Raw genomic sequence first — 20,012 nt, forward strand, 5'->3', positions numbered from 1 at the left:
TATAATATTTAGAATATTTATATATTATTTGCATTATATGCTAAATGTCACAATTCAGACAAATTTTTTGGTCTAAGAAATTAAAAAAAGGCTCTGTTAAACCTGGTTGTTGATTTCCGCTCCAGGCACAAGCGGTTCGTGGGCGGTTCGGGGAGCCTCATCGTCGCTTCGCTCCTGCGGTGTCTCCCCTGTCCCGTGCTCCCACAGGACACTGAATTGCTTCCTTGAATCCGCCCACGCACGAAGAAAATGCGTTAGCATTTTCGAGGAGTCTTCATGCCTTCTGAACCAATCAACGTTGTTCAAAATCAACATTGTCCTTTAACACAGCCTAAAAAAATATAAGAGCTAATGAGGCCTTGGTTTATCAACTTTTCAAGGAAAACGTTTGCACAAAATGCAACGAAATACAATTTTATCCAAAGGATTTTATTAGGTTTGTATCGTACTAGTTATAGTGGAGAGGATTTTTGTCGAATCCTGATTCTTAGTTACCTGTCCAGAGGAGTGTTTGAAACCATGAATGTTCTTTGTATTGGCGGAGCCAATATAGATCGCAAAATACAAACGATAAATCACCTTACCTTTAAAACATCGAATCCTGCAAAGAGTACGATGTCCTGTGGCGGAGTAGCAAGAAATATTGCTGAAAACCTTGGGCGTCTCGGTCTTAATAGTTCCTTACTTGGCTATATAGGAGATGACCCTGAAGGAAAATGGCTTCGTAAAACAACAGGAGAATATGTCGATGTAAGCCTTTTGGAGGCACTGCCTGGAAAGTCAACGGGTACCTATACAGCTGTCCTAGATGAAGAAGGCGAAATGGCAATCGCGTTGGCTGATATGGCTATTTATGATCATGTGGAAGAGGATTTTATTGAAAAAAAATGGCCACAAGACCGGCCAGCCATCGTATTACTTGATACAAATCTACCTGCAGTAATCATTGAGCTCGTTATTCAACATTGCAGGAGTGAAAATATTCCTATTTGCATTGCTACGGTTTCAGTAGCAAAGTCTGAAAAATTACCACGTTCGCTTGAAGGAATTACATGGCTCGTTGCAAATGAAAAAGAGGCAGAAGCATTGTCCAATATTAAAATAAAGACTGAGGGGGACTTCTTTAAGGCGGCTGTAGAGATTCTAAACAAGGGCGTTAAAAAGGTCGTTATCAGTAGAGGCGATAAGGGATTAATTTATTTTACCAAAGACGGGGAAGCCGGAGCATTGGTTGCCCCTGAGGTGCCGGTTACGGACGTAACAGGTGCAGGTGATTCGCTTATTGCTGGAATAATATATGCGGATTTAAAGGGGTTAAATACAGAGGACTCTTGCAAAATAGGTCTTTCTTGTTCCTATTTAACCATTCGGTCGAAAGAAACTGTAAATCCAGAACTAAACAATCAAAACTTAACGGATTCATTTCAACGATATTTCTGCAGGGGACCAGGGCAAAAAGGATTTAAATCTACTTTTGCATTTCAAAGATAAGGAAAAGGGAGGGAATTCGACAAAAATTCCCTCTTTTTTATTCGAAAATATGGATTTTTTGTATATAAATGATATGTTTCTTTATGTATTGGCAGTCTTTTGTCAAAAAAAGGAATAATTTGTGATAAAAAGTAATTTGAAAATAGGATTAAACTGACAAAATCTAACACCCTACTAAAAAAGAACTATTTATAATAAACGTATCGTTAAGGGTTAAGTATTTAGTCCTAAGTAATAAATAATTATTTATTCTATGAACAATACAATCAGAAAAAGGCAAACCTTTTGAAAAAGAGGGACGCAAAGCCGAGGATCTAAGGTAAGTGAATCTTGCTATGATGGCCGGGCTACCTGGAATACGATAAGTATTTTAGGGGTGAATTTAGTTGAGAAACACAGAATGTATCGTTGAAGTTATGGATGAAGAATGGATTGCTCTAATACTCGAAGCAAAAAAACTTGGAATTGACAAGGAAACAGTTCGAACATTTCTAAATCAAAATGATATGAAGGAGCAGTTGGTTAAGCAATGTTAAGGTACATACAAAAAAGGCATTCCTAAAAAGATGAATAATCCTTTTGGGAATGCTTTCTTTTTTTAAAAAGTAATACTACTTATTTTGGTCAGCCCGCCACTTGTTAAATTCAAGAAAATCACGGAATTGTTGTTTGGAAACTCCAGAATTCATTGCTTCTTTTACAATCTTCATCCACTCGCTGTCCAATTCCTCTTGATCAATTCGTTCATGGATTAAATAATCAACAGGGACATTTAAGACTGCTGAAATTTTTTCGAGAAATTGAATAGAAGGATTTGTTTGTAAGTTTCTTTCTAGGGAACTCAAATAAGACTTTGCGACTCCTGCCTGTTCAGCAAGTTCGGAAAGGGACATTTTCTTTTCTAACCGCAGTTTTTTTACTCGTTCTCCAATCATGGCATCTCACACACCTAATAAAGATAATCTATATTATAATATTACCAAAAGGGAGAAAAAAGTTCCATATTACGAACGGCGTATTTTTTACAATATACGCTCGAAGTTAACAAAGAATTAATAAATTCTTAAATCACTTCTTTGAAAAAAAGCTTGGATAGAGATAAGATGTTTTTAGAGTGAATACTGAAAAATATAAAAAGGCAGGGAAAACAATGATTGTCTTAAAATCACAAAGAGAAATTGAAGCAATGAAGAAAGCGGGAGAAATTCTTGCTTCATGCCATAAAGAAATTGCCAAATTAATTAAACCAGGTATTACGACCTGGGAAATTGAAGAATTCGTTGATGATTTTTTACGGAAAAATAACGCTTCACCGGAGCAAAAGGGTTATAAAGGGTATGAATTTGCCACATGTGCAAGTATTAATGATGAAATCTGTCATGGATTCCCAAGAAAAGAACCCTTGAAAGATGGAGATATTGTCACGATCGATATGGTGGTCAACTATAATGGAGCATTGGCCGATTCAGCATGGTCCTATGCTGTGGGCAATGTCTCTCCTGAAACCGACCACTTATTAAAAGTAACAAAAGAGGCACTTTATAAAGGAATTGAACAATCGGTTCCAGGGAATCGAATTGGAGATATCGGACACGCAATTCAAAAATATGTTGAAAGTGAAGGTCTATCGGTTGTACGGGATTTCATTGGACATGGAATTGGAACTGTCATTCACGAGAAACCGGATGTTCCACATTACGGCCTTCCGGGAAAAGGACCTCGCATTAAAGAAGGAATGGTGTTCACGATTGAACCAATGGTAAATATCGGTATGTACCATACAAAAATGGATTTGAACGGCTGGACGGCAAGAACCGTTGATGGAACTTATTCTGCCCAATATGAACATACCATTGCGATTACAAAGGATGGCCCAATCATCTTGACAGAACAAAAATAAAAAGCAAACCCACAGGGTCTGCTTTTTTATTTTTTTGAAGGTTTCCTAATTCCTCTACGAGCGCCTGCATTTCATTTGGACTGAAGGAATTTTTCTTCATGACCAGTTCATAAATTTCTTTTAGATCTTCGTACATTTCTTCATCGAAATGAGATGGTTTTATGGCGCCCAAGTTTAGGACCTTTAATTTTTCTTTAATTTGTTCAATCATATATTCAACATTTTCAGTCGATCTTTCTGCTAAATTCATCCCGGACCCCCTCTTTTGAATTTTTATCCTCATCTTTTCATTATAATGGGTAGATGTCAATAAAAATAGTGTTTTGTTCTTTTACAAAAGGGGAATGTTTATGAAAGAATATTAATTATTACCATTTAAACTTGCATAGGGAATGGGCTTATCGCAAAATGGGAGTAAAGATGATAAATTGTAGCAAAGAAGGAGAGTTTAAAGTGACAAAGAGGAATCAATTTTGGAAAGGAATGCTATATGGAGCATTAGCGGGTGGTGTAATCAGCCTTTTAGATAAAGATACTAGGGAAGTAATGAAGGAAAATGTTTTAAAGGTTTCCAGCAAAGGACTCTATATAGTAAAGCATCCGCAGGAGGTTGCAGGACAAATAAAAGAAACAGCAATCAGAATAAAAGAAACGGTAGAGGAAATGAGCGAGGATATTTCCTATATCACTGAGAAAGTGGAGGAACTTCGCGAACTCACCCCGAAGGTAACCGATATGGTAAAAGAAACAAAAGATGCCTTTATCGATCATGAAGACTCAGACGTTATGGATGTCGTTATTAAAGAAGATTAAAATCATGAAGGAGGGATAAGCGTGGAAAAGGGAGGAAATGTTCGTTCATCTTTAATTCGATTACTATGGCACAGGATTGAAGAAGATGATTTGAATGGTTTAAGTGCCCAGCTCGCCTATTTTTTTCTCCTTTCCTTGTTTCCTCTCCTCATTGTTCTTTTTACATTACTTCCATATATCCCTATCCCACATCAAGATGTTCTTGGAGTGATCAAAGGTTTTGCTCCGGTAGAAGCAATGGATTTAATTGAGAAAAATGTGAAATATATCATGAATCACCGTAATGGCGGGCTGCTATCGTTTGGTATAATCGGTACCATCTGGTCAGCTTCAAACGGAATTAATGCAGTAGTCAGGGCTTTTAATAAAGCCTACAATGCGAAAGAAAACCGTTCCTTTATTGTTGCAAGAGGAGTGGCGATTCTCTTAACTCTGGGAATGATTTTTGTTTTTCTCCTTGCCATTATTTTACCGGTTTTTGGGAGAGAAATTGGCGTATTTTTATTTTCACAGGTAGGATTTTCGGACGAGTTTGGTAAGATTTGGGACACTCTAAGCTATCTTGTGAGTGCGATTATTTTGTTCTTGATTTTTACAGGTTTATATTGGATTGCTCCGAATGTGAAATTGCGGTGCAGAAGCGCATTTCCGGGTGCGGCCTTTGCCACAGTCGGCTGGATTGTTACTTCTATGGGATTACGCTTTTATGTTGAGAATTTTAGTAATTTTTCACTGACCTACGGAAGTATTGGAGCGATCATTGTGTTAATGATATGGCTGTATTTATCGGCCTTCATCATCGTTTTAGGTGGGGAAATTAACGCGTTTTATAGTGAAAGAAGTAAGAAAAACTGTTAAGTGCTCCTCATTTTTCCTTTATGAAAACGTGGGATTTGCTCAAACTATAATTGGGGGTTACCTACAATCTTAAGGGAGGCTTACACCATGACTAAAGCGACGAAAAAAGATGGCGGAACAAAACAAAAAGGGAAAAAGAATCATCCAAAACAAAAAACTTCTGGGTCTGCAAACGGTTCAAACGGATATCACTAAAAAGCGGAAGCATCTTGGTGCTTACTGGACAAATAAAAAAAGGCCGGGATATCATCCCGGTCTTCCTTATGACTTTAGAAGCCTTAAGCTATTTAGAATGACCAAAATTGTGCTTCCTTCATGGCCAATTACTCCGAATGGCAAATCAAGCAGCTGGAAAAAGTTCGAAGCAATTAAAAGCATGATGACAGATATAGAAAAAATAACATTTTGCTTGATAATTTTATTCATTCTTTGCGAGAGGCGAACAGCTTCCGCAATCCTTGGTAAATCATTTTTCATTAAGACAATATCTGCTGTTTCTAGCGCAACATCTGTACCCTCACCCATGGCAATTCCAACATTTGCAATGGCTAGGGCAGGGGCATCATTAATCCCGTCACCCACCATTGCCACAGTTTTAAACTTGTTCTTTAATTCTTTCAACTGCTCTACTTTTTCTTCTGGTAAGCATTCAGCAAAAAATTGATCAACATGACTTTCAGCAGCAATGGCGCTCGCTGTTGTTTGACTGTCCCCTGTAAGCATGACAGTATAAATTCCTTTTTGTTTTAATTGATCAATGGCTATTTTAGTTTCTTCCCTGACTACATCCTTCAAGGCAATCATGGCGGAAAGAGCACCATTGATTTCAACGAAAACAAGGGTATTTCCAAGGCTGGCCAATTCTTTTGCTTTTCCATTTGCAAATGCATCTGCCATTTCTTTTCCAACAAAATCGGCTTTCCCAATTTTCCAATGTTCAAGGCCAATACTTGCTTTTACACCCCAGCCAGGTAGGTCTTCAAGAGAATCAGGATGAAGAAGTTCCCTATTCAGCTGTTGTTTTGCATATTTGACAATGGCTTGTGCAAGCGGATGGTTCGAATGGTTCTCAATCGAAGCCGCTTTCCATAAAAGATCCTCCCGATCCAAGCCATCATTTACTATAACCTCGGTTACCTCGGGTCTTCCTTTTGTGAGAGTTCCGGTTTTATCAAAGGCAATGGCTTCTAAAGAGCTCAAATTCTCGAGATGAACACCGCCCTTTACCAAGATTCCATGCTTCGCTCCATTGGATATGGCGGATAAGGTGGCAGGCATGATGGATGCCACCAATGCACATGGGGAGGCAACCACTAACAAAATCATTGCTCTGTAAAAGGATTCATGCCAGCTCCAGTCCAGTAGAAAGTGCGGAATGAAAAACATCAGGATTACTACAGCCAGAACAGCCTTTACATAAGTTCCTTCGAAGCGTTCAATAAAAAGCTGGGAAGGAGATTTTTCGCTTTGGGCCGATTGAACAAGCTGAATGATTTTTTGAAAAAGGGTGTCACTGCTTGCTTTGGTTACTTGAACCGTAATGGAACCTGTTAGATTAACTGTTCCGGCAAAGACTTCCTCCTGATCCCCTTTCGAAACAGGCATCGATTCCCCGGTGATGGCTGCTTCATCGATATTGGTTTTTCCTTTTACGATCATCCCGTCTGAAGGGATCCGCTCGCCGGGTTTTACAAGAATTTGATCCCCTACCTGCAGCTCAGAGGTTGGAATTCTTTTTTCGACCCCGTTCTTAATGAGGAGGGCTTCTTCAGGCTGAAGCTCCATTAACGAAGAAATTTCTTTATGACTCTTATTCATCGTATAGGTTTCTAAAGCACCACTGACTGCAAAAATAAAAATTAACACGGCTCCTTCTGTCCAGTAGCCAATAATCGCTGAACCAATTGCGGCAAAAATCATCAGCATTTCGACATTCAGTTCTTTATTTTCATAGGTTTCCTCGATCCCTTCTTTCGCCTTGGCAAAGCCTCCAATCACAAAAGCAAGCAAATAAGCGATGATGGAATCTACTTCGTTATCGTATTTATCAAACAGCCACCCTGCAACAATTAAAAGCCCGCTTACCGCAGCGGCAATTAGCTCTGCGTGAGGCTTAATTTTTTCAATGAAAGAAACCTTTTGTATTTCTTGTGTAAGTGATTTCGCTTCTGAACTCATCTTTTCCCCCTCCATAATCCGGATTAATATTTTTGGCTATGTTAAACTTGGTTGTTAATTTTCGCTCGAGGCTTTTCTTCTTTTCTTATTGAGAAGAATAATCAAACTCAGCACCCTTAAAAAACACGAAAGCTGTCATCAAATGATGACAGCGAACACTTATTTTTAAGGATATCCTAAATTTACTTTATTTTACCACATATTCTATGCGTCCGATATGAATTTGCTCCGTGAATATAGGAAGATTCGTTCCTTAATTTTTTTGGCCTTCCAGCATCGGAACGGTTCTTTTTCCAAAAAGATAAATAATCAGGGATAGAACAAGGAGCATCGTACTAATAATATAGAAGAAATTAACGTTTTGGAAAAATTGGATAAACAGGCCGCCAATAATTGGGCCGCTTAAGCTTCCCAGGCTGAAAAAGATTCCGCATAACAAATTTCCTGTTGCTAAAAGGTTTTTTGGAACCAGGTCTGTCATAAAGCTAATCCCGAGAGAGAACGTGGAACCGACGGCCATTCCGGAAAAAAGAAAACAAATAAATAGGCCAATTAAGGAATGCTCTAGGAAGCTTGCGACAGTAAAACTTAAAAATCCCAAAAATAGAACGGTGATTAACACATTTCTTCGTCCATAGCGGTCACTTATCATGCCTAAAGGAAGTTGGGTCAAGATACTGCCGATGGCAAATCCCGATAACACAATGGAGACACTGGCTACATTGATGTCCGTCCGCAAGGCATATACGGGAAAACTGCCGTTTAAGGATGATTCTAAGAAACCATATGAAAAGGGGGGTAAAAAGGCAACCCAGCCATATTTCAATGCTTGGCTGAACCGTTTAATCGTTCTTAACAATGAATTGATTCCTGCATCCGGTTCTGGGTATTCATTCTTTAGAGCCAATAAAAAGAACCAGCCAATCAAGCAAAGGACAGACGAAACGATGAACGGAAGAGACTTATTTATGTTAACCAATGGGGTCATCAGCGGACCAGCTGCAAAGCCAATTCCGAAAAATAATCCGTACAAGGCAACGTTTCTTCCACGTTTATGAAGTGGCGAGGAAGAAGTAATCCAGGTTTGGGTGGCAAAATGGAGCGAATGGTCGCCGATTCCAATTAGTAAACGCAAAACAAACCAAAACCAAAAGGATTGCCAAACGGGAAAAAGGGCGAGTGCGGCAACGACTATTCCTCCTCCTATTAAAATCACCGGTTTGTAACCATACTTTCGTAATGGCATCTCCATAAAAGGAGAGACGAGGAGAATTCCAATATAAAGTGCTGTGGCATTTAGTCCGTTTAATGAGGAAGAAACACCACTTTTTTCAAAGATGACTGCAATTAGCGGCAGCAGCATTCCTTGAGAAAACCCGGAGATGGCAACAATACTAACTAAAATCGAAAAATGAAAATGATTTTTTTGCATAAAATTAACCTCTTACTTACTAATCTGAAATAATCGTATCTAAATGATGGTAACGAGAAAATCCAGTATTTGCAAGCAAAAAATTAATCCAAACTTTTAATAAGATGCAAAATAGTGTATTCTCATTGATGGGGTTTTTAACAGGGGAATAGTGGAAATTGTGGGAAAATTTAATTTGGAGGGAACGCCGTGACAAATAAAATATTTATGCTCTTGACATTTATTGGAGTGCCTCTTTCAATTATTGGCACACTATTACATTGGTCTAGTATCCTTTTATTTATTATTTATTGTTTAACGATTATTGCACTGGCAAGCTATATGGGCAGAGCCACTGAAAGTTTAGCGATTGTGGCCGGGCCACGAATTGGCGGCCTCTTAAATGCAACCTTTGGTAATGCAGTTGAGTTAATTATTTCAATCTTTTCTTTAAAGGCCGGCCTTGTTGGGATTGTTCTTGCCTCGCTAACGGGTTCCGTACTAGGGAATCTGCTCCTGGTTGCCGGATTATCCTTTTTTGTCGGCGGTCTTAAATACAAACGTCAGGAATTTAATATTTACGATGCCCGACATAATTCCGGACTCTTGATGTTCGCAGTGATGATTGCTTTTGTCATTCCAGAAGTTTTTTCAATGAACATGAATGAAGACAAAAAACTAACATTAAGCGTTGGAATTTCGATTATCCTGATTATTCTTTATTTAGCTGCACTATTTTTCAAGCTCGTTACGCATCGGGGGGTTTATCAACATGACACAGAAAATGTCGTTCATGATGAAGAGGCTCCGGAATGGGGAAAAGGAAAAGCGATTGCCGTTTTAGCCATTGCCACTGTTGCGGTTGCCTATATCTCTGAACATCTTGTTCATACCTTTGAGGTTGTGGCGGAATCCTTTGGCTGGACAGAGATGTTCATTGGAATTATCATCGTTGCGATTGTCGGAAATGCGGCAGAGCATGCTTCGGCAGTTTTAATGGCTTTCAAAAATAAAATGGATATTGCAGTAGAAATCGCAATCGGCTCGACACTACAGGTTGCGATGTTTGTTCTTCCTGTTCTGGTTATTATCTCGCTGTTCTTTGAAACCTCGATGCCGCTCTTATTTAGCTGGCAGGAACTCATCGCAATGGTCTCATCCGTTTTGCTAATGGTTGTGATCTCCAATGATGGGGAATCCAACTGGTTCGAGGGATTGACCTTAATCGCCGCCTATGTGATATTGGGGATTGGATTTTTCCTTCTTTAATAAAGAAAACTCGCCGATTGGCGAGCCTTAAAGGCGGTTCATGAGGCATAGTTGCACTTATACTTTCTTACCAGCCAGGAAAGACTCTAAGTCAAATGACTTAGAGTCTTCTTTTTACTTAATTCTCATGTACGGGTAATTCACACTTCATGTGCTATAGTGACATTTTTAAATTAGGCTAAAATCAATCTCGCTTTTAAATGGGACCATCAATCACCAACCTTCATGTTAGTTAAGAACGAACCTGAAAAAAACACGAGTGTTGAAAATTCATATAAGTCGGGGATCCCAACCTCCTTAAATGATAATTGGTTAGCAGATTGATTGCTGCCCTCCTTTATTAAAAGGTTAAGTTTATTATAAATGAATGATAGAATTTTGTAAATGTTCTGATTATTACATTTTTGTATCATTTCTTTATAAACGTTCAAAAATTAACAGGAATTCAGAGGCTTGACCAGAAATTATTTTTTGAAATGGATAATATTTAGGAACTCCGAAAAAACTATGAGCAGACGGTGTAATGCGATATGTTGAAAGGAGTTTTTTTAGTGAAAAAATTTGCCCCTGTCCTTATGTCAATGCTATTAATCATGACAATTTTGCCAACTGCTTTTGCTGAAAAAGCTACGGTAAAAAGAGAGGCAGTTAAATATACTGTCCCATCCTCTGTTCGAAATATCTCAAAGGAAAATACTTATCCGAATTCGACACAGGATTTGCCGCTTTTACAGCCAAGTGATTTGACAAAGAAATTAATTGACTCTTCGAAGATCAAGATTCAAAATCCTGATTTGATTCGCATGCTTAATGAGTCCAGCATTAATAGTACTCCATTTGCGATTGGCTATCGTGCCATCGTTTATTTAGGGCAATGGCCGCTGAACTATGAATCAACGGAAACCTCGCCGAATTGGGAGTATCAAAAAATCAATACCAACTTTTTTGATAATCGTGGCGGCAAGGCACCCTACAAGATTCACTATGTCCAAGAATCGCAAAAAATCGTCCGTGGCGGTTTGACCTCTAAAATCCCGGATGCAGAAATGGTTAAGAAAATGATGCTGCTCACGGCGATGGAGAAAACCCGCCTGCCACTTGCGTTTGAAACGGTTATTGGCGGTGGAACGAAAAATGATCATGTTTATAACATTCCAGCTAACCGCTTAGGCTATTTATTTGCTTATGCACCAGGGGTAAGTGAAAAAGGGAAAGTTACGTATGGGGAAGTCTATCTCATGTTAAAAGGAAATAAAAAGTTTATTGTTGTTAAAAATGTTACCTCTCAGGGCATTGGCGCGTGGATTCCGGTTCAAGATTTTGTATCTTTTGGGTTCATAGCACCTGAACACCCACGTTGATTTAGCACAGGAGACTCCTACAGATTGGTTCGGTAGGGGTCTTTTTTATAAAAAATTGCCAAACTGTATTTTTTTCGGTAGGATAAGGTGAAACTTCAATCAGTGGGGGAGTTTTCCATCCCCCACTGATTGTTAGTTGAACCAATCGGGCTTTTACGGGCAGTTGCCCCACTTATTTTTTAAAGGGTACTTAAGTCTTTAAAAGGGGGCTTACTGCCCGTTAATGCGGGATATAAACGTTCATTAAAGGAGAGAAAAATATATGGGTAATCCTGTACAAGATAAAAATCTGCAAGTGACCTTTTTAAAACAACGATTAAATATGTTCCTTGATGTATTAGATGCAATTGATCCGGAAGATACGGACCTTGAGGATATTGACCGCTTACTTTCCATGCTTGATGATATGGAATCAAAATGCCGAGAATTCAATAATCGTGAAACGAATGAGTCTGTTTAATAGCAGACTCATTTTTATATGGTTTTTAAGCGATTTACCTCATAATACCAAGTAACCGATTTCAAGCTTATTCTTTAATTCTTAGGCGTATAGGAGTATAATGGAGTGCGTCGAATAGTTATAAAATTAAAAAAGATAAATCAGTGGGACAAAGGGAAAGGGGTACTCGAATTGAATATTGAAAAATTTCAAGAAAGCATGTACAAGCTGGTTGTAGAAACTTCTACGAAACTTCCAAAAGACGTTCGCCGTGCAGTTAAAGCTGCCAAGGAACAGGAAAATGCCGGCACAAGTGCGGCAATGAGCCTTGCAACGATTACAAACAACATTAAAATGGCAGATGATCAAGTTTCACCAATTTGCCAAGATACAGGTCTTCCTACCTTTAAAATTAAAACTCCAGTTGGGGTGAACCAACTAGAATTAAAAGAAGCGATTCGCAATGCGATTGTTTTAGCAACAAAAGAAGCAAAATTACGTCCAAACTCTGTTGATTCCTTAACGGGTAAAAACAGTGGTGACAATCTTGGTGCAGGATTACCAGTCATCAAGTTTGACCAATGGGAAAAGGATTATATTGATGTGCGCTTGATCTTAAAGGGCGGCGGCTGTGAAAATAAAAATATTCAATATAGCCTTCCATGCGAACTTGAAGGCCTAGGCCGTGCCGGTCGTGACCTTGACGGTATCCGCAAATGCATCATGCATTCTGTTTACCAAGCACAAGGACAAGGCTGCAGCGCCGGCTTCATTGGCGTTGGTATCGGCGGCGACCGTTCTTCTGGCTATGATTTAGCTAAAGAACAGTTATTCCGTTCAGTTGAAGATGTAAATCCGAACGAAGATCTTCGTAAATTAGAAGAGTATGTAATGGAAAATGCAAATAAACTTGGTATTGGTACAATGGGCTTCGGCGGCGAGGCAACTCTTCTAGGTTGTAAAATCGGCGTGATGAACCGTATTCCTGCCAGCTTCTATGTTTCTGTTGCTTATAACTGTTGGGCATTCCGCCGCATGGGTGTTGCGGTAAATCCTGAAACAGGGGAAATCAATGAGTGGATGTATCAAGATGGAGAATTCATTGATTTTGCTCAGGCTGAGGCGGAAAAGGAAACGGCTGCCGCTAAATCTGAAGACGTAATTACGTTAACAGCACCAATCACTGAAGATCAAATTCGCGATTTGAAGGTTGGTGACGTGGTTCAAATTACGGGAATGATGTACACAGGCCGTGATGCGATTCACAAACATTTAATGGATCACGATGCACCAGTTGATTTAAATGGACAAGTCATTTATCACTGCGGTCCTGTTATGCAAAAAGACGAAGCAGGTGAGTGGCATGTGAAGGCTGCTGGCCCAACAACAAGTATTCGTGAGGAGCCTTACCAAGGCGATATCATGAAGAAGTTCGGTATTCGTGCTGTTATCGGTAAAGGCGGTATGGGTCCAAAAACTTTGGCAGCATTAGAAGAACATGGCGGCGTGTACTTAAATGCAATCGGTGGCGCGGCTCAGTATTATGCTGATTGTATTAAGTCTGTTGAAGGCGTTGACCTTATGGAATTTGGTATTCCAGAAGCGATGTGGCATTTACGTGTTGAAGGGTTCACTGCTGTTGTAACAATGGACTCTCACGGAAACAGCTTGCATGCTGATGTGGATAAGTCTTCATTGGAAAAATTGGCTCAGTTTAAGGAACCGGTTTTTAAATAATTGTGTAGTTTGGGGGACGGGCGCTTGCGCTTGTCCCTTTTTCATTGGGACCGAGTACTCGGTTTTGGCGGAAATTGTTGATATCCTGCTAAAAAGTGTTGATATATGCTGAAAAAGTGTTGATATCGGCACAGAAAGTGTTGATATATTCCAAAAATTGTTGATATCCTCCCAAAAAGTGTTGATAAAATAAAATAGTCAAAAAGTTGTCTAATTTATAAAGCAAAAATACCTCAAATTTCGATAAAATTAAATTCAAAAGACAAAGGAGTGATATTTTTGTTTGAAAAAGACCTGACCAAACCGATTTTACTGGCACAACATGAGGCCCTTGAGCGAAGAACAGTTAAAAATCATCCAAGTAAGCAAGATATTGAAGAAAAACTAACAAATCTAAGATCGGGGTACCGAGGAGAAAAGAACCTGCACTACTATTTAAGCTTGCTTCCAACAAAAAAATACCACATTTTCCACGACATACGACTCCCGCATGGAGATTCCTTTTTCCAAATTGATGCTTTCCTTCATACCGAAAAATCCGGGCTCATCATTGATAGCAAAAACTATTCCGGTTCGCTTCTTTTGGAGCGTCATCAACTGACTCAAGAGGTAAATGAAAATAAAAGGGTATATTCTAATCCTCTTTCTCAAGTCGCCCGCCATAAAATTTTATTAAATTATTTTTTTGAAAAAAATCAATTACCATTCGTCCCCTTAGATTATCTTGTTTGTTTTACAAACTCAAAAGCCACTTTGCACATTACCCCTGGATACATAGAGGCAGAAAAGAAAGTTTGCAGATCTGAAAACCTTTTAATGAAGATTGCTGAATATGAAAAGTTTTATAAAAAGGACTGTCTTGATCCAAAACAAATGGGAAAAATAAAAAAACAAATTTTGAATAAACAAACACCACTTCAAAGTGATATTCTCCAAATGTACAATATTTGCCCTAGAGAATTAATACCGGGGGTTCTATGTCCAAAATGTTTATATCTTCCTATGCACTATAAAGGAAGAAAGTGGCGGTGCCCTGGGTGTAATACCATTTCAATAGATGCTCATCTTTCCGCACTCAATGACTTCTTTCTCCTTATCAAGCCCTTTATCACAAACGCAGAATTATGTTGGTTTCTCCAGCTCCCGTCGCCAAGAGCCGCAGCTTACTTATTTTCTCATTTGAATTTCCCGCATTCCGGTACCAACAAAGGCCGTATCTATCACCAACCAAAATCCTTCCTATAAGTTCCAATTATGTTTTCCCTTTTAAAACAAACACTAAAAAAAACAAAATAGGGGGAACATGGATGAAAAAGATCTTGCCGATGCTTGGGATGCTGTTGATGCTCGTTCCAAGTGTTACATATGGAGCTGTTTCGAATCAACCGATTCATTGGGGCTTCAAAAAAGCTGTGAATGAACAGCCGCCGGAGGCTGGGGCACTGTACGATCAACTTCTTGCCAAGTACGGGGCCTTTTATAAAGGGGATCCTCAAAAAAAGACCTTATACCTAACCTTTGATAACGGCTATGAAAATGGCTACACATCGAAAATTCTCGATGTCCTGAAAAAAGAAAAGGTACCAGCAACATTTTTTGTCACTGGTCATTACCTAACCTCCCAGCCTGATCTCGTCAAAAGAATGGTGGAAGAAGGTCATATTGTCGGCAATCATTCCTGGCATCATCCCGATATGACAACCATCAATGATGCGAAAATCAAAGAGGAACTGGATACCGTTAAGATCAAAACAAAGGAATTAACTGGTCAAAAAGAAATGAAATATTTACGTCCGCCTAGAGGTGTCTTTAGTGAGAGAACGATGAAAGTTGCCAAAGAAGCGGGATATACCCATGTATTCTGGTCACTCGCTTATGTGGATTGGAATGTTAATCAGCAAAAAGGTGCGCAATATGCGTACGATAATATCATGAAACAAATTCATCCGGGCTGTGTCATGCTTTTACACACCGTTTCAAAAGATAATGCGGATGCATTAGAAAAAGTGATTAAGGATTTAAAAAACAAAGGGTATAAATTCAAAAGTCTTGATGACTATAAAAAATAAGACCAAATACCGAATTCCAATAGGAGTTCGGTTTTTTCATGAAGAACCTGTATTCAATATAACGATGTATGACCATACTTATATCAGATATTTTTGAGGGAGGAACTTATGAATAAATATGGTATGTATGTTAAATTTACCGCAATCCAGGGGAAAAATGATGAATTATTACAAATATTGTTAAACGCAGCAGAAGCTATGAAAAGTATTGATGAGTGTGAAATCTATATCGTCAATAAATCAAAAAGTGAGCCGGAAGTAATATGGGTTACAGAGGTTTGGACAAATGCGGAAGCCCACAAAAGATCACTATTATTAGAAGAGTCAAAAGCAATGATTGAGCGGGCCAAAACACTTATTGCTGGTATTGAGGCAACGGAAATTTTACCCATAGGCGGCAAAGGAATCTCCGACAATTAATCTGGAAACATGCTATAATACGGTGAAAATAAAAATGGATGGAATCGTGAAAAAACATGAAAACAGATCAAAACATTAAAATACAAGTAAATCAAACCTTCCCGCTGACCATAAAACGGCTGGGCATCAATGGAGAGGGTGTCGGTTATTTTAAAAAACAGGTAGTTTTTGTACCGGGGGCGCTGCAGGAGAAGAGGTAGTTGTTGAGGCGACAAAAATTAATCCGAAATTTGCCGAAGCAAAAATTAAAAAAATCCGCATAAAATCACCGAATCGTGTTCAGCCACTCTGCCCAGTATATGATCAATGCGGCGGCTGCCAGCTTCAGCATTTAGGATATGACCAACAACTTAAAGAAAAACGCGATATTGTCATTCAATCGCTTGAACGCCATACAAAACTGGACGTAAACAAATTGGACATCCGTGAAACAATCGGCATGGAAGATCCGTGGGGATACCGGAACAAAAGCAGTTTCCAAGTAGGGCAGAGAGATGGAAAGGTCCTTGCCGGATTATATGGCTTAAACTCTCACCAGTTAATTGATATTGACCAATGTGCTGTCCAGCATTCACAAACAAATGAAGCCACAGCGCAGGTGAAACGAATTTTAGAGGATTTAAAGATTCCGATTTATAATGAAAAATCTCGTAAAGGAATCGTTCGAACGATTGTCACGCGTGTTGGTGTGCAGTCAGGGGAAATCCAAATTGTTTTAATCACTTCACAAAAGGAACTTCCTAAAAAGGAGCTTATCATATCGGAAATCCAAAAAAAGCTCCCGAATGTGAAGTCGATTGTACAAAACATTAACGGCCAGAAAACCTCCCTCATTTTTGGCGAGGAGACCGTTTCGTTAGCCGGCAGTGAAGTCATTCAAGAAACGTTGGGGGACCTGCAGTTCGAACTCTCAGCAAGAACCTTTTTTCAGCTGAATCCAACGCAAACCGTCAAGCTTTATAATGAAGTGAAGAAAGCGGCGGGGCTTACCGGTACGGAAAAAGTGGTCGATGCTTATTGCGGCGTGGGTACAATTGGGTTATGGCTGGCAGATCAGGCTGCGGAAGTCCGCGGGATGGATATTATTCCAGAATCGATTGAGGATGCAAAGAAAAACGCCAAACGCCACGGATTCACGAATACAAAGTATGTACCTGGTAAAGCAGAAGAAGTGTTGCCGAAGTGGGTCAAAAAAGGGTGGAAGCCGGAAGTTATGGTTGTGGATCCGCCAAGGACTGGCCTTGATAACCAATTGCTGCAAATGATTTTGCACGTGAAACCGGAAAAGCTGATTTATGTTTCCTGTAATCCGTCGACATTGGCGAAGGATATTAACACATTAAGTGCTAAATACGAAGTTAAATATATTCAGCCGGTAGATATGTTTCCGCATACGGCACATGTCGAATGCGTCTTGGCTATGATTTTAAAAGAAGAAGCAGGAACCAAGTAAGCTGCTTCTATTCAATTTTGGGACCACAAAAAAGGAGTTACTCCCTAAATGGAGAAACTCCTTTTTCCCATTTAGTTTTATTTTTGAATTTATACTTCAATTTTTCCTTTTCAAAACTACTACTTTTATTTCTCTCAAATCAATAACATTCGAAGCACTTACTTGTGTTTACTTCTAAGTTTTACTTAGTCAAAGTGTTCCCCTAATAAATAATAAGTATAGTCTAACGTATTCTAATCTTCGAAAAACAATAGTTTTTTTATTTTATTAATTTTAAAATTTTCACAATTATTACGAAATTCATATTGTAAGTTGGTAAAATAACACATATAATCAAAAGCGAGCATAAAAAATCAAATTCACTCAAAAATGAGCAAAAAACGGTCAAGTGTCCCATTTCAAATGAATTGGAGGGAAACGATTCTGTGTACGGTATAGAAAGAAAGTCGGCCATATTAGAGTTACTAAACAAGAATGCTAGAGTGGATGTACAAGAATTAAGTCAACACTTCCACTTGTCTGAATCAACAATTCGTAGGGACTTAAAGGAACTAGAGGAAGCACAATTGTTAAAAAGAACGCATGGTGGGGCAGTCTTTTTTAAAAGTGTGACCTTCGAACCGACTTACATTGATAAAGAAGTGCAGTTTCAAAAAGAGAAAAGGGCTATTGCGAAGGAAGCGGCTAAGCTTATTAAGAACGGAGAAAGTATCTTGCTCGATTCTGGTACGACAACTTATTATCTTGCTCAAGAACTAAGAAACTTTTCGAGCTTACAGGTAGTTACCAATTCAATATTATGTGCCAACGAATTAAAGGATGTATCTGGAATTGAAGTCTTATTATGTGGTGGTTCTCTGCGTTTAGAAACATTAGCGTTGGTAGGTCCTTTGGCTGAAATGAGCTTTAATCAAATTTGTGTAGACAAATCGTTTATTGCTACGAATGGCGTTGATGTAGAAAATGGCTTAACCACCCCAAATTTAATTGAGGCATCAACGAAAAAGAAGATGATTGATTGTGCGGAAAAGGTTATTCTCATTACTGATCATACCAAAATAGGACAAGTAAGCTTTGCGAAGTTTGCGGATATTCATGAGATAAATTATTTAATAACCGATAGTGCTGCACAAAAGACCTTACTTAACCGCATTGAGGAATCAGGAATTTCTGTTCGCGTAGTCTGACTTTTCCTCGATAGGTAAGGATCTAATATCAGATAAAAGCAAAAAGCGAAGGCGTTTAAATGAAAACGTTTTAAAAAGTATCCACATCATTTTTAAGAGGTGATGCTTACAGAGTTGTGAAAATAATAGAAGAGATTTTAATCGTTTTAATAACTTGTTCTTTGAGGGAGAAAAATGAAGAATCACAAAAAAAGGTTACGATTCAGGGCAACCACGACCAAATGGAAAAAAGCCCAAAATCATAACCCTGCATGAGTATATCTAAAATTAATACTAATTTTAGCACTCATTTTTATATTACTGTATTACAGATTTTTTTTAAAGGATTGTGTTTTGCTAGAAGTGTCTATTACTTTAACAAAACTATATTTAGGAGGAATTACAAACCATGAAAAACTTTAAAATTTTTAACATAGTATTATTAATTTTAACTTTATGCTTTTTAGGTGCATGCAGCAATAATGAAAGCGCTTCTAATACAGGTAAAGCAAATGACAAGTCTAATACTGAAAAAAAGCTAAAGATTGGGTTAACAGTTCCAAATTTAAGTAATCCATACTTTGTAGCGATGTCTAAAGGGGCTCAAGAAGTTGCTTCTAAGTATAATGCTGATGTAACGACTGTAAGTGCGGATCAAGATCTTGCTAAACAAACTGCACAAATAGAAGACTTTATCACAAAAAAAGTTGATTTAATATTATTATGCCCATTTGATTCTGCTGGTATTGCCGGTGCAATTAGTGAGGCAAAAGCAGCCGGTATTCCTGTTGTTGCTCTTGATGGATTTGCAGAAGGCGGCATTAACACAGTAGTTATGTCTGATAACGTCCAAGCAGGTAAATTAGCCGCCGAGTACCTTGTAAAGAAACTTAATGGAAAAGGTAATATTGTTATTATTGACGGACCTCCTGTTTCAGCAGTGACAGACCGAATTAAAGGCTTTAACGAAGTAATTAAAAAATATCCAGATATCAAGGTTGTTGCTAAACAAAATGGTGAGGGTAATCGTGAAAAGGGTCTTACCGTAATGGAAGGTATACTAACAGCAAACAAGAAAATCGATGCAGTATTTACAATAAATGATGAAGAGGCTGTTGGAGTACAAATTGCTCAACAACAAGCTAGTAGACAAAATGATTTCTTTGTCGTAAGTGTCGACGGTGCGCCTTCTGCAATTGATGCTATGAAAAAAGGCGGAAGCATTGCTGGTACTTCAGCACAATTCCCGAATCAAATGGTTCTTGATGGCGTTGCCTTAGCATTAAAAATCATTGATGGAAAGAAAGTTGACTCAAAAGTTCTTATTCCAACTAAATTTATCACTAAAGATAATATTGCTTCTTATAGTGGCTGGTAATTAATTTTCCCTCTAGTGAAAGTAAAATATGGTGCTCTTTCAAGTGCACTATATTTTTATCCAAGTAAA

Annotated in this window: 18 protein-coding genes, 1 pseudogene and 1 riboswitch; of the genes and pseudogenes, 15 read left to right on the forward strand and 4 right to left on the reverse strand. The window is 38.5% G+C overall.

The window, feature by feature from the left end; genetic code table 11:
• Positions 1-519 precede the first annotated feature (519 nt).
• Complete coding sequence (locus RCG21_RS06435) at positions 520-1,491, forward strand: carbohydrate kinase family protein (RefSeq protein ID WP_308913001.1); 972 nt, start codon at positions 520-522, stop codon at positions 1,489-1,491.
• 265 nt (positions 1,492-1,756) lie between these two features.
• Positions 1,757-1,846, forward strand: a riboswitch (cyclic di-GMP riboswitch).
• 31 nt (positions 1,847-1,877) lie between these two features.
• A complete protein-coding gene (locus RCG21_RS06440; RefSeq protein ID WP_235824892.1) occupies positions 1,878-2,027 on the forward strand; it encodes an anti-repressor SinI family protein in 150 nt (49 codons plus the stop codon).
• A gap of 75 nt (positions 2,028-2,102) precedes the next feature.
• On the opposite strand, the gene RCG21_RS06445 is transcribed toward RCG21_RS06440, so the two are convergent.
• Positions 2,103-2,426: a helix-turn-helix domain-containing protein gene (locus RCG21_RS06445; RefSeq protein WP_026573952.1), complete on the reverse strand. Its 324-nt coding sequence runs from the start codon at positions 2,424-2,426 to the stop codon at positions 2,103-2,105.
• Positions 2,427-2,641: 215 nt separating this feature from the next.
• On the opposite strand from RCG21_RS06445, the gene map reads away from it, so the two are divergent.
• Positions 2,642-3,391 carry a type I methionyl aminopeptidase gene (gene map, locus RCG21_RS06450; RefSeq protein WP_133337647.1) on the forward strand — a complete coding sequence of 250 codons (750 nt, stop codon included), beginning with the start codon at positions 2,642-2,644 and terminating at the stop codon, positions 3,389-3,391.
• Here the strand turns inward: map and RCG21_RS06455 are convergent.
• Positions 3,369-3,641 (reverse strand): DUF1128 domain-containing protein, encoded by a 273-nt coding sequence (locus tag RCG21_RS06455; protein WP_308913002.1) that lies wholly within the window; start codon positions 3,639-3,641, stop codon positions 3,369-3,371. The genes map and RCG21_RS06455 overlap by 23 nt on opposite strands.
• A gap of 203 nt (positions 3,642-3,844) precedes the next feature.
• On the opposite strand from RCG21_RS06455, the gene RCG21_RS06460 reads away from it, so the two are divergent.
• Both RCG21_RS06460 and RCG21_RS06465 read left to right on the forward strand, forming a co-directional pair.
• A complete protein-coding gene (locus RCG21_RS06460; RefSeq protein WP_133337603.1) occupies positions 3,845-4,204 on the forward strand; it encodes a YtxH domain-containing protein in 360 nt (119 codons plus the stop codon).
• A gap of 21 nt (positions 4,205-4,225) precedes the next feature.
• Complete coding sequence (locus RCG21_RS06465) at positions 4,226-5,062, forward strand: YihY/virulence factor BrkB family protein (RefSeq protein WP_133337601.1); 837 nt, start codon at positions 4,226-4,228, stop codon at positions 5,060-5,062.
• Between the two features lie 261 nt (positions 5,063-5,323).
• Here the strand turns inward: RCG21_RS06465 and RCG21_RS06470 are convergent, their stop codons facing one another.
• Together RCG21_RS06470 and RCG21_RS06475 are read right to left on the reverse strand one after the other, a co-directional pair.
• Positions 5,324-7,240 (reverse strand): heavy metal translocating P-type ATPase, encoded by a 1,917-nt coding sequence (locus tag RCG21_RS06470; protein WP_133337599.1) that lies wholly within the window; start codon positions 7,238-7,240, stop codon positions 5,324-5,326.
• 253 nt (positions 7,241-7,493) lie between these two features.
• Positions 7,494-8,672, reverse strand: coding sequence for an MFS transporter (locus RCG21_RS06475; RefSeq protein WP_133337597.1), 1,179 nt, complete (start codon positions 8,670-8,672; stop codon positions 7,494-7,496).
• Positions 8,673-8,861: 189 nt separating this feature from the next.
• On the opposite strand from RCG21_RS06475, the gene cax reads away from it, so the two are divergent.
• The 10 genes and pseudogenes from cax (at position 8,862) to RCG21_RS06525 (ending at position 19,943) form a co-directional block, all read left to right on the forward strand.
• Complete coding sequence (gene cax / locus RCG21_RS06480; RefSeq protein ID WP_133337595.1) at positions 8,862-9,920, forward strand: calcium/proton exchanger; 1,059 nt, start codon at positions 8,862-8,864, stop codon at positions 9,918-9,920.
• A gap of 593 nt (positions 9,921-10,513) precedes the next feature.
• Positions 10,514-11,281: a YfkD famly protein gene (locus tag RCG21_RS06485; RefSeq protein ID WP_372512748.1), complete on the forward strand. Its 768-nt coding sequence runs from the start codon at positions 10,514-10,516 to the stop codon at positions 11,279-11,281.
• 262 nt (positions 11,282-11,543) lie between these two features.
• Positions 11,544-11,741: an SE1561 family protein gene (locus RCG21_RS06490; RefSeq protein ID WP_133337591.1), complete on the forward strand. Its 198-nt coding sequence runs from the start codon at positions 11,544-11,546 to the stop codon at positions 11,739-11,741.
• 171 nt (positions 11,742-11,912) lie between these two features.
• Complete coding sequence (locus tag RCG21_RS06495) at positions 11,913-13,457, forward strand: fumarate hydratase (RefSeq protein WP_133337645.1); 1,545 nt, start codon at positions 11,913-11,915, stop codon at positions 13,455-13,457.
• Between the two features lie 279 nt (positions 13,458-13,736).
• A complete protein-coding gene (locus tag RCG21_RS06500) occupies positions 13,737-14,702 on the forward strand; it encodes a nuclease-related domain-containing protein (RefSeq protein WP_308913004.1) in 966 nt (321 codons plus the stop codon).
• Between the two features lie 89 nt (positions 14,703-14,791).
• On the forward strand, positions 14,792-15,526 hold the full coding sequence (pdaA, locus tag RCG21_RS06505; RefSeq protein ID WP_235824898.1) for a delta-lactam-biosynthetic de-N-acetylase: 735 nt from the start codon (positions 14,792-14,794) through the stop codon (positions 15,524-15,526).
• Between the two features lie 108 nt (positions 15,527-15,634).
• Positions 15,635-15,946 (forward strand): putative quinol monooxygenase, encoded by a 312-nt coding sequence (locus tag RCG21_RS06510; RefSeq protein WP_308913005.1) that lies wholly within the window; start codon positions 15,635-15,637, stop codon positions 15,944-15,946.
• A gap of 56 nt (positions 15,947-16,002) precedes the next feature.
• Positions 16,003-17,399, forward strand: a pseudogene (gene rlmD / locus RCG21_RS06515) (23S rRNA (uracil(1939)-C(5))-methyltransferase RlmD).
• A 425-nt stretch (positions 17,400-17,824) separates the two neighbouring features.
• Positions 17,825-18,586, forward strand: a complete 762-nt coding sequence (locus RCG21_RS06520) for a DeoR/GlpR family DNA-binding transcription regulator (protein ID WP_308913006.1) — start codon at positions 17,825-17,827, stop codon at positions 18,584-18,586.
• Between the two features lie 388 nt (positions 18,587-18,974).
• The gene (locus tag RCG21_RS06525; RefSeq protein ID WP_308913007.1) at positions 18,975-19,943 is read left to right on the forward strand and encodes an ABC transporter substrate-binding protein; all 969 of its coding nucleotides are present in this window, start codon (positions 18,975-18,977) and stop codon (positions 19,941-19,943) included.
• Positions 19,944-20,012: the final 69 nt, after the last annotated feature.

Origin of the sequence: Bacillus salipaludis, from assembly GCF_030938565.1 — a bacterium.
In the GTDB taxonomy this organism is placed as follows: Bacteria; Bacillota; Bacilli; order Bacillales; family Cytobacillaceae; genus Neobacillus; species Neobacillus salipaludis_A.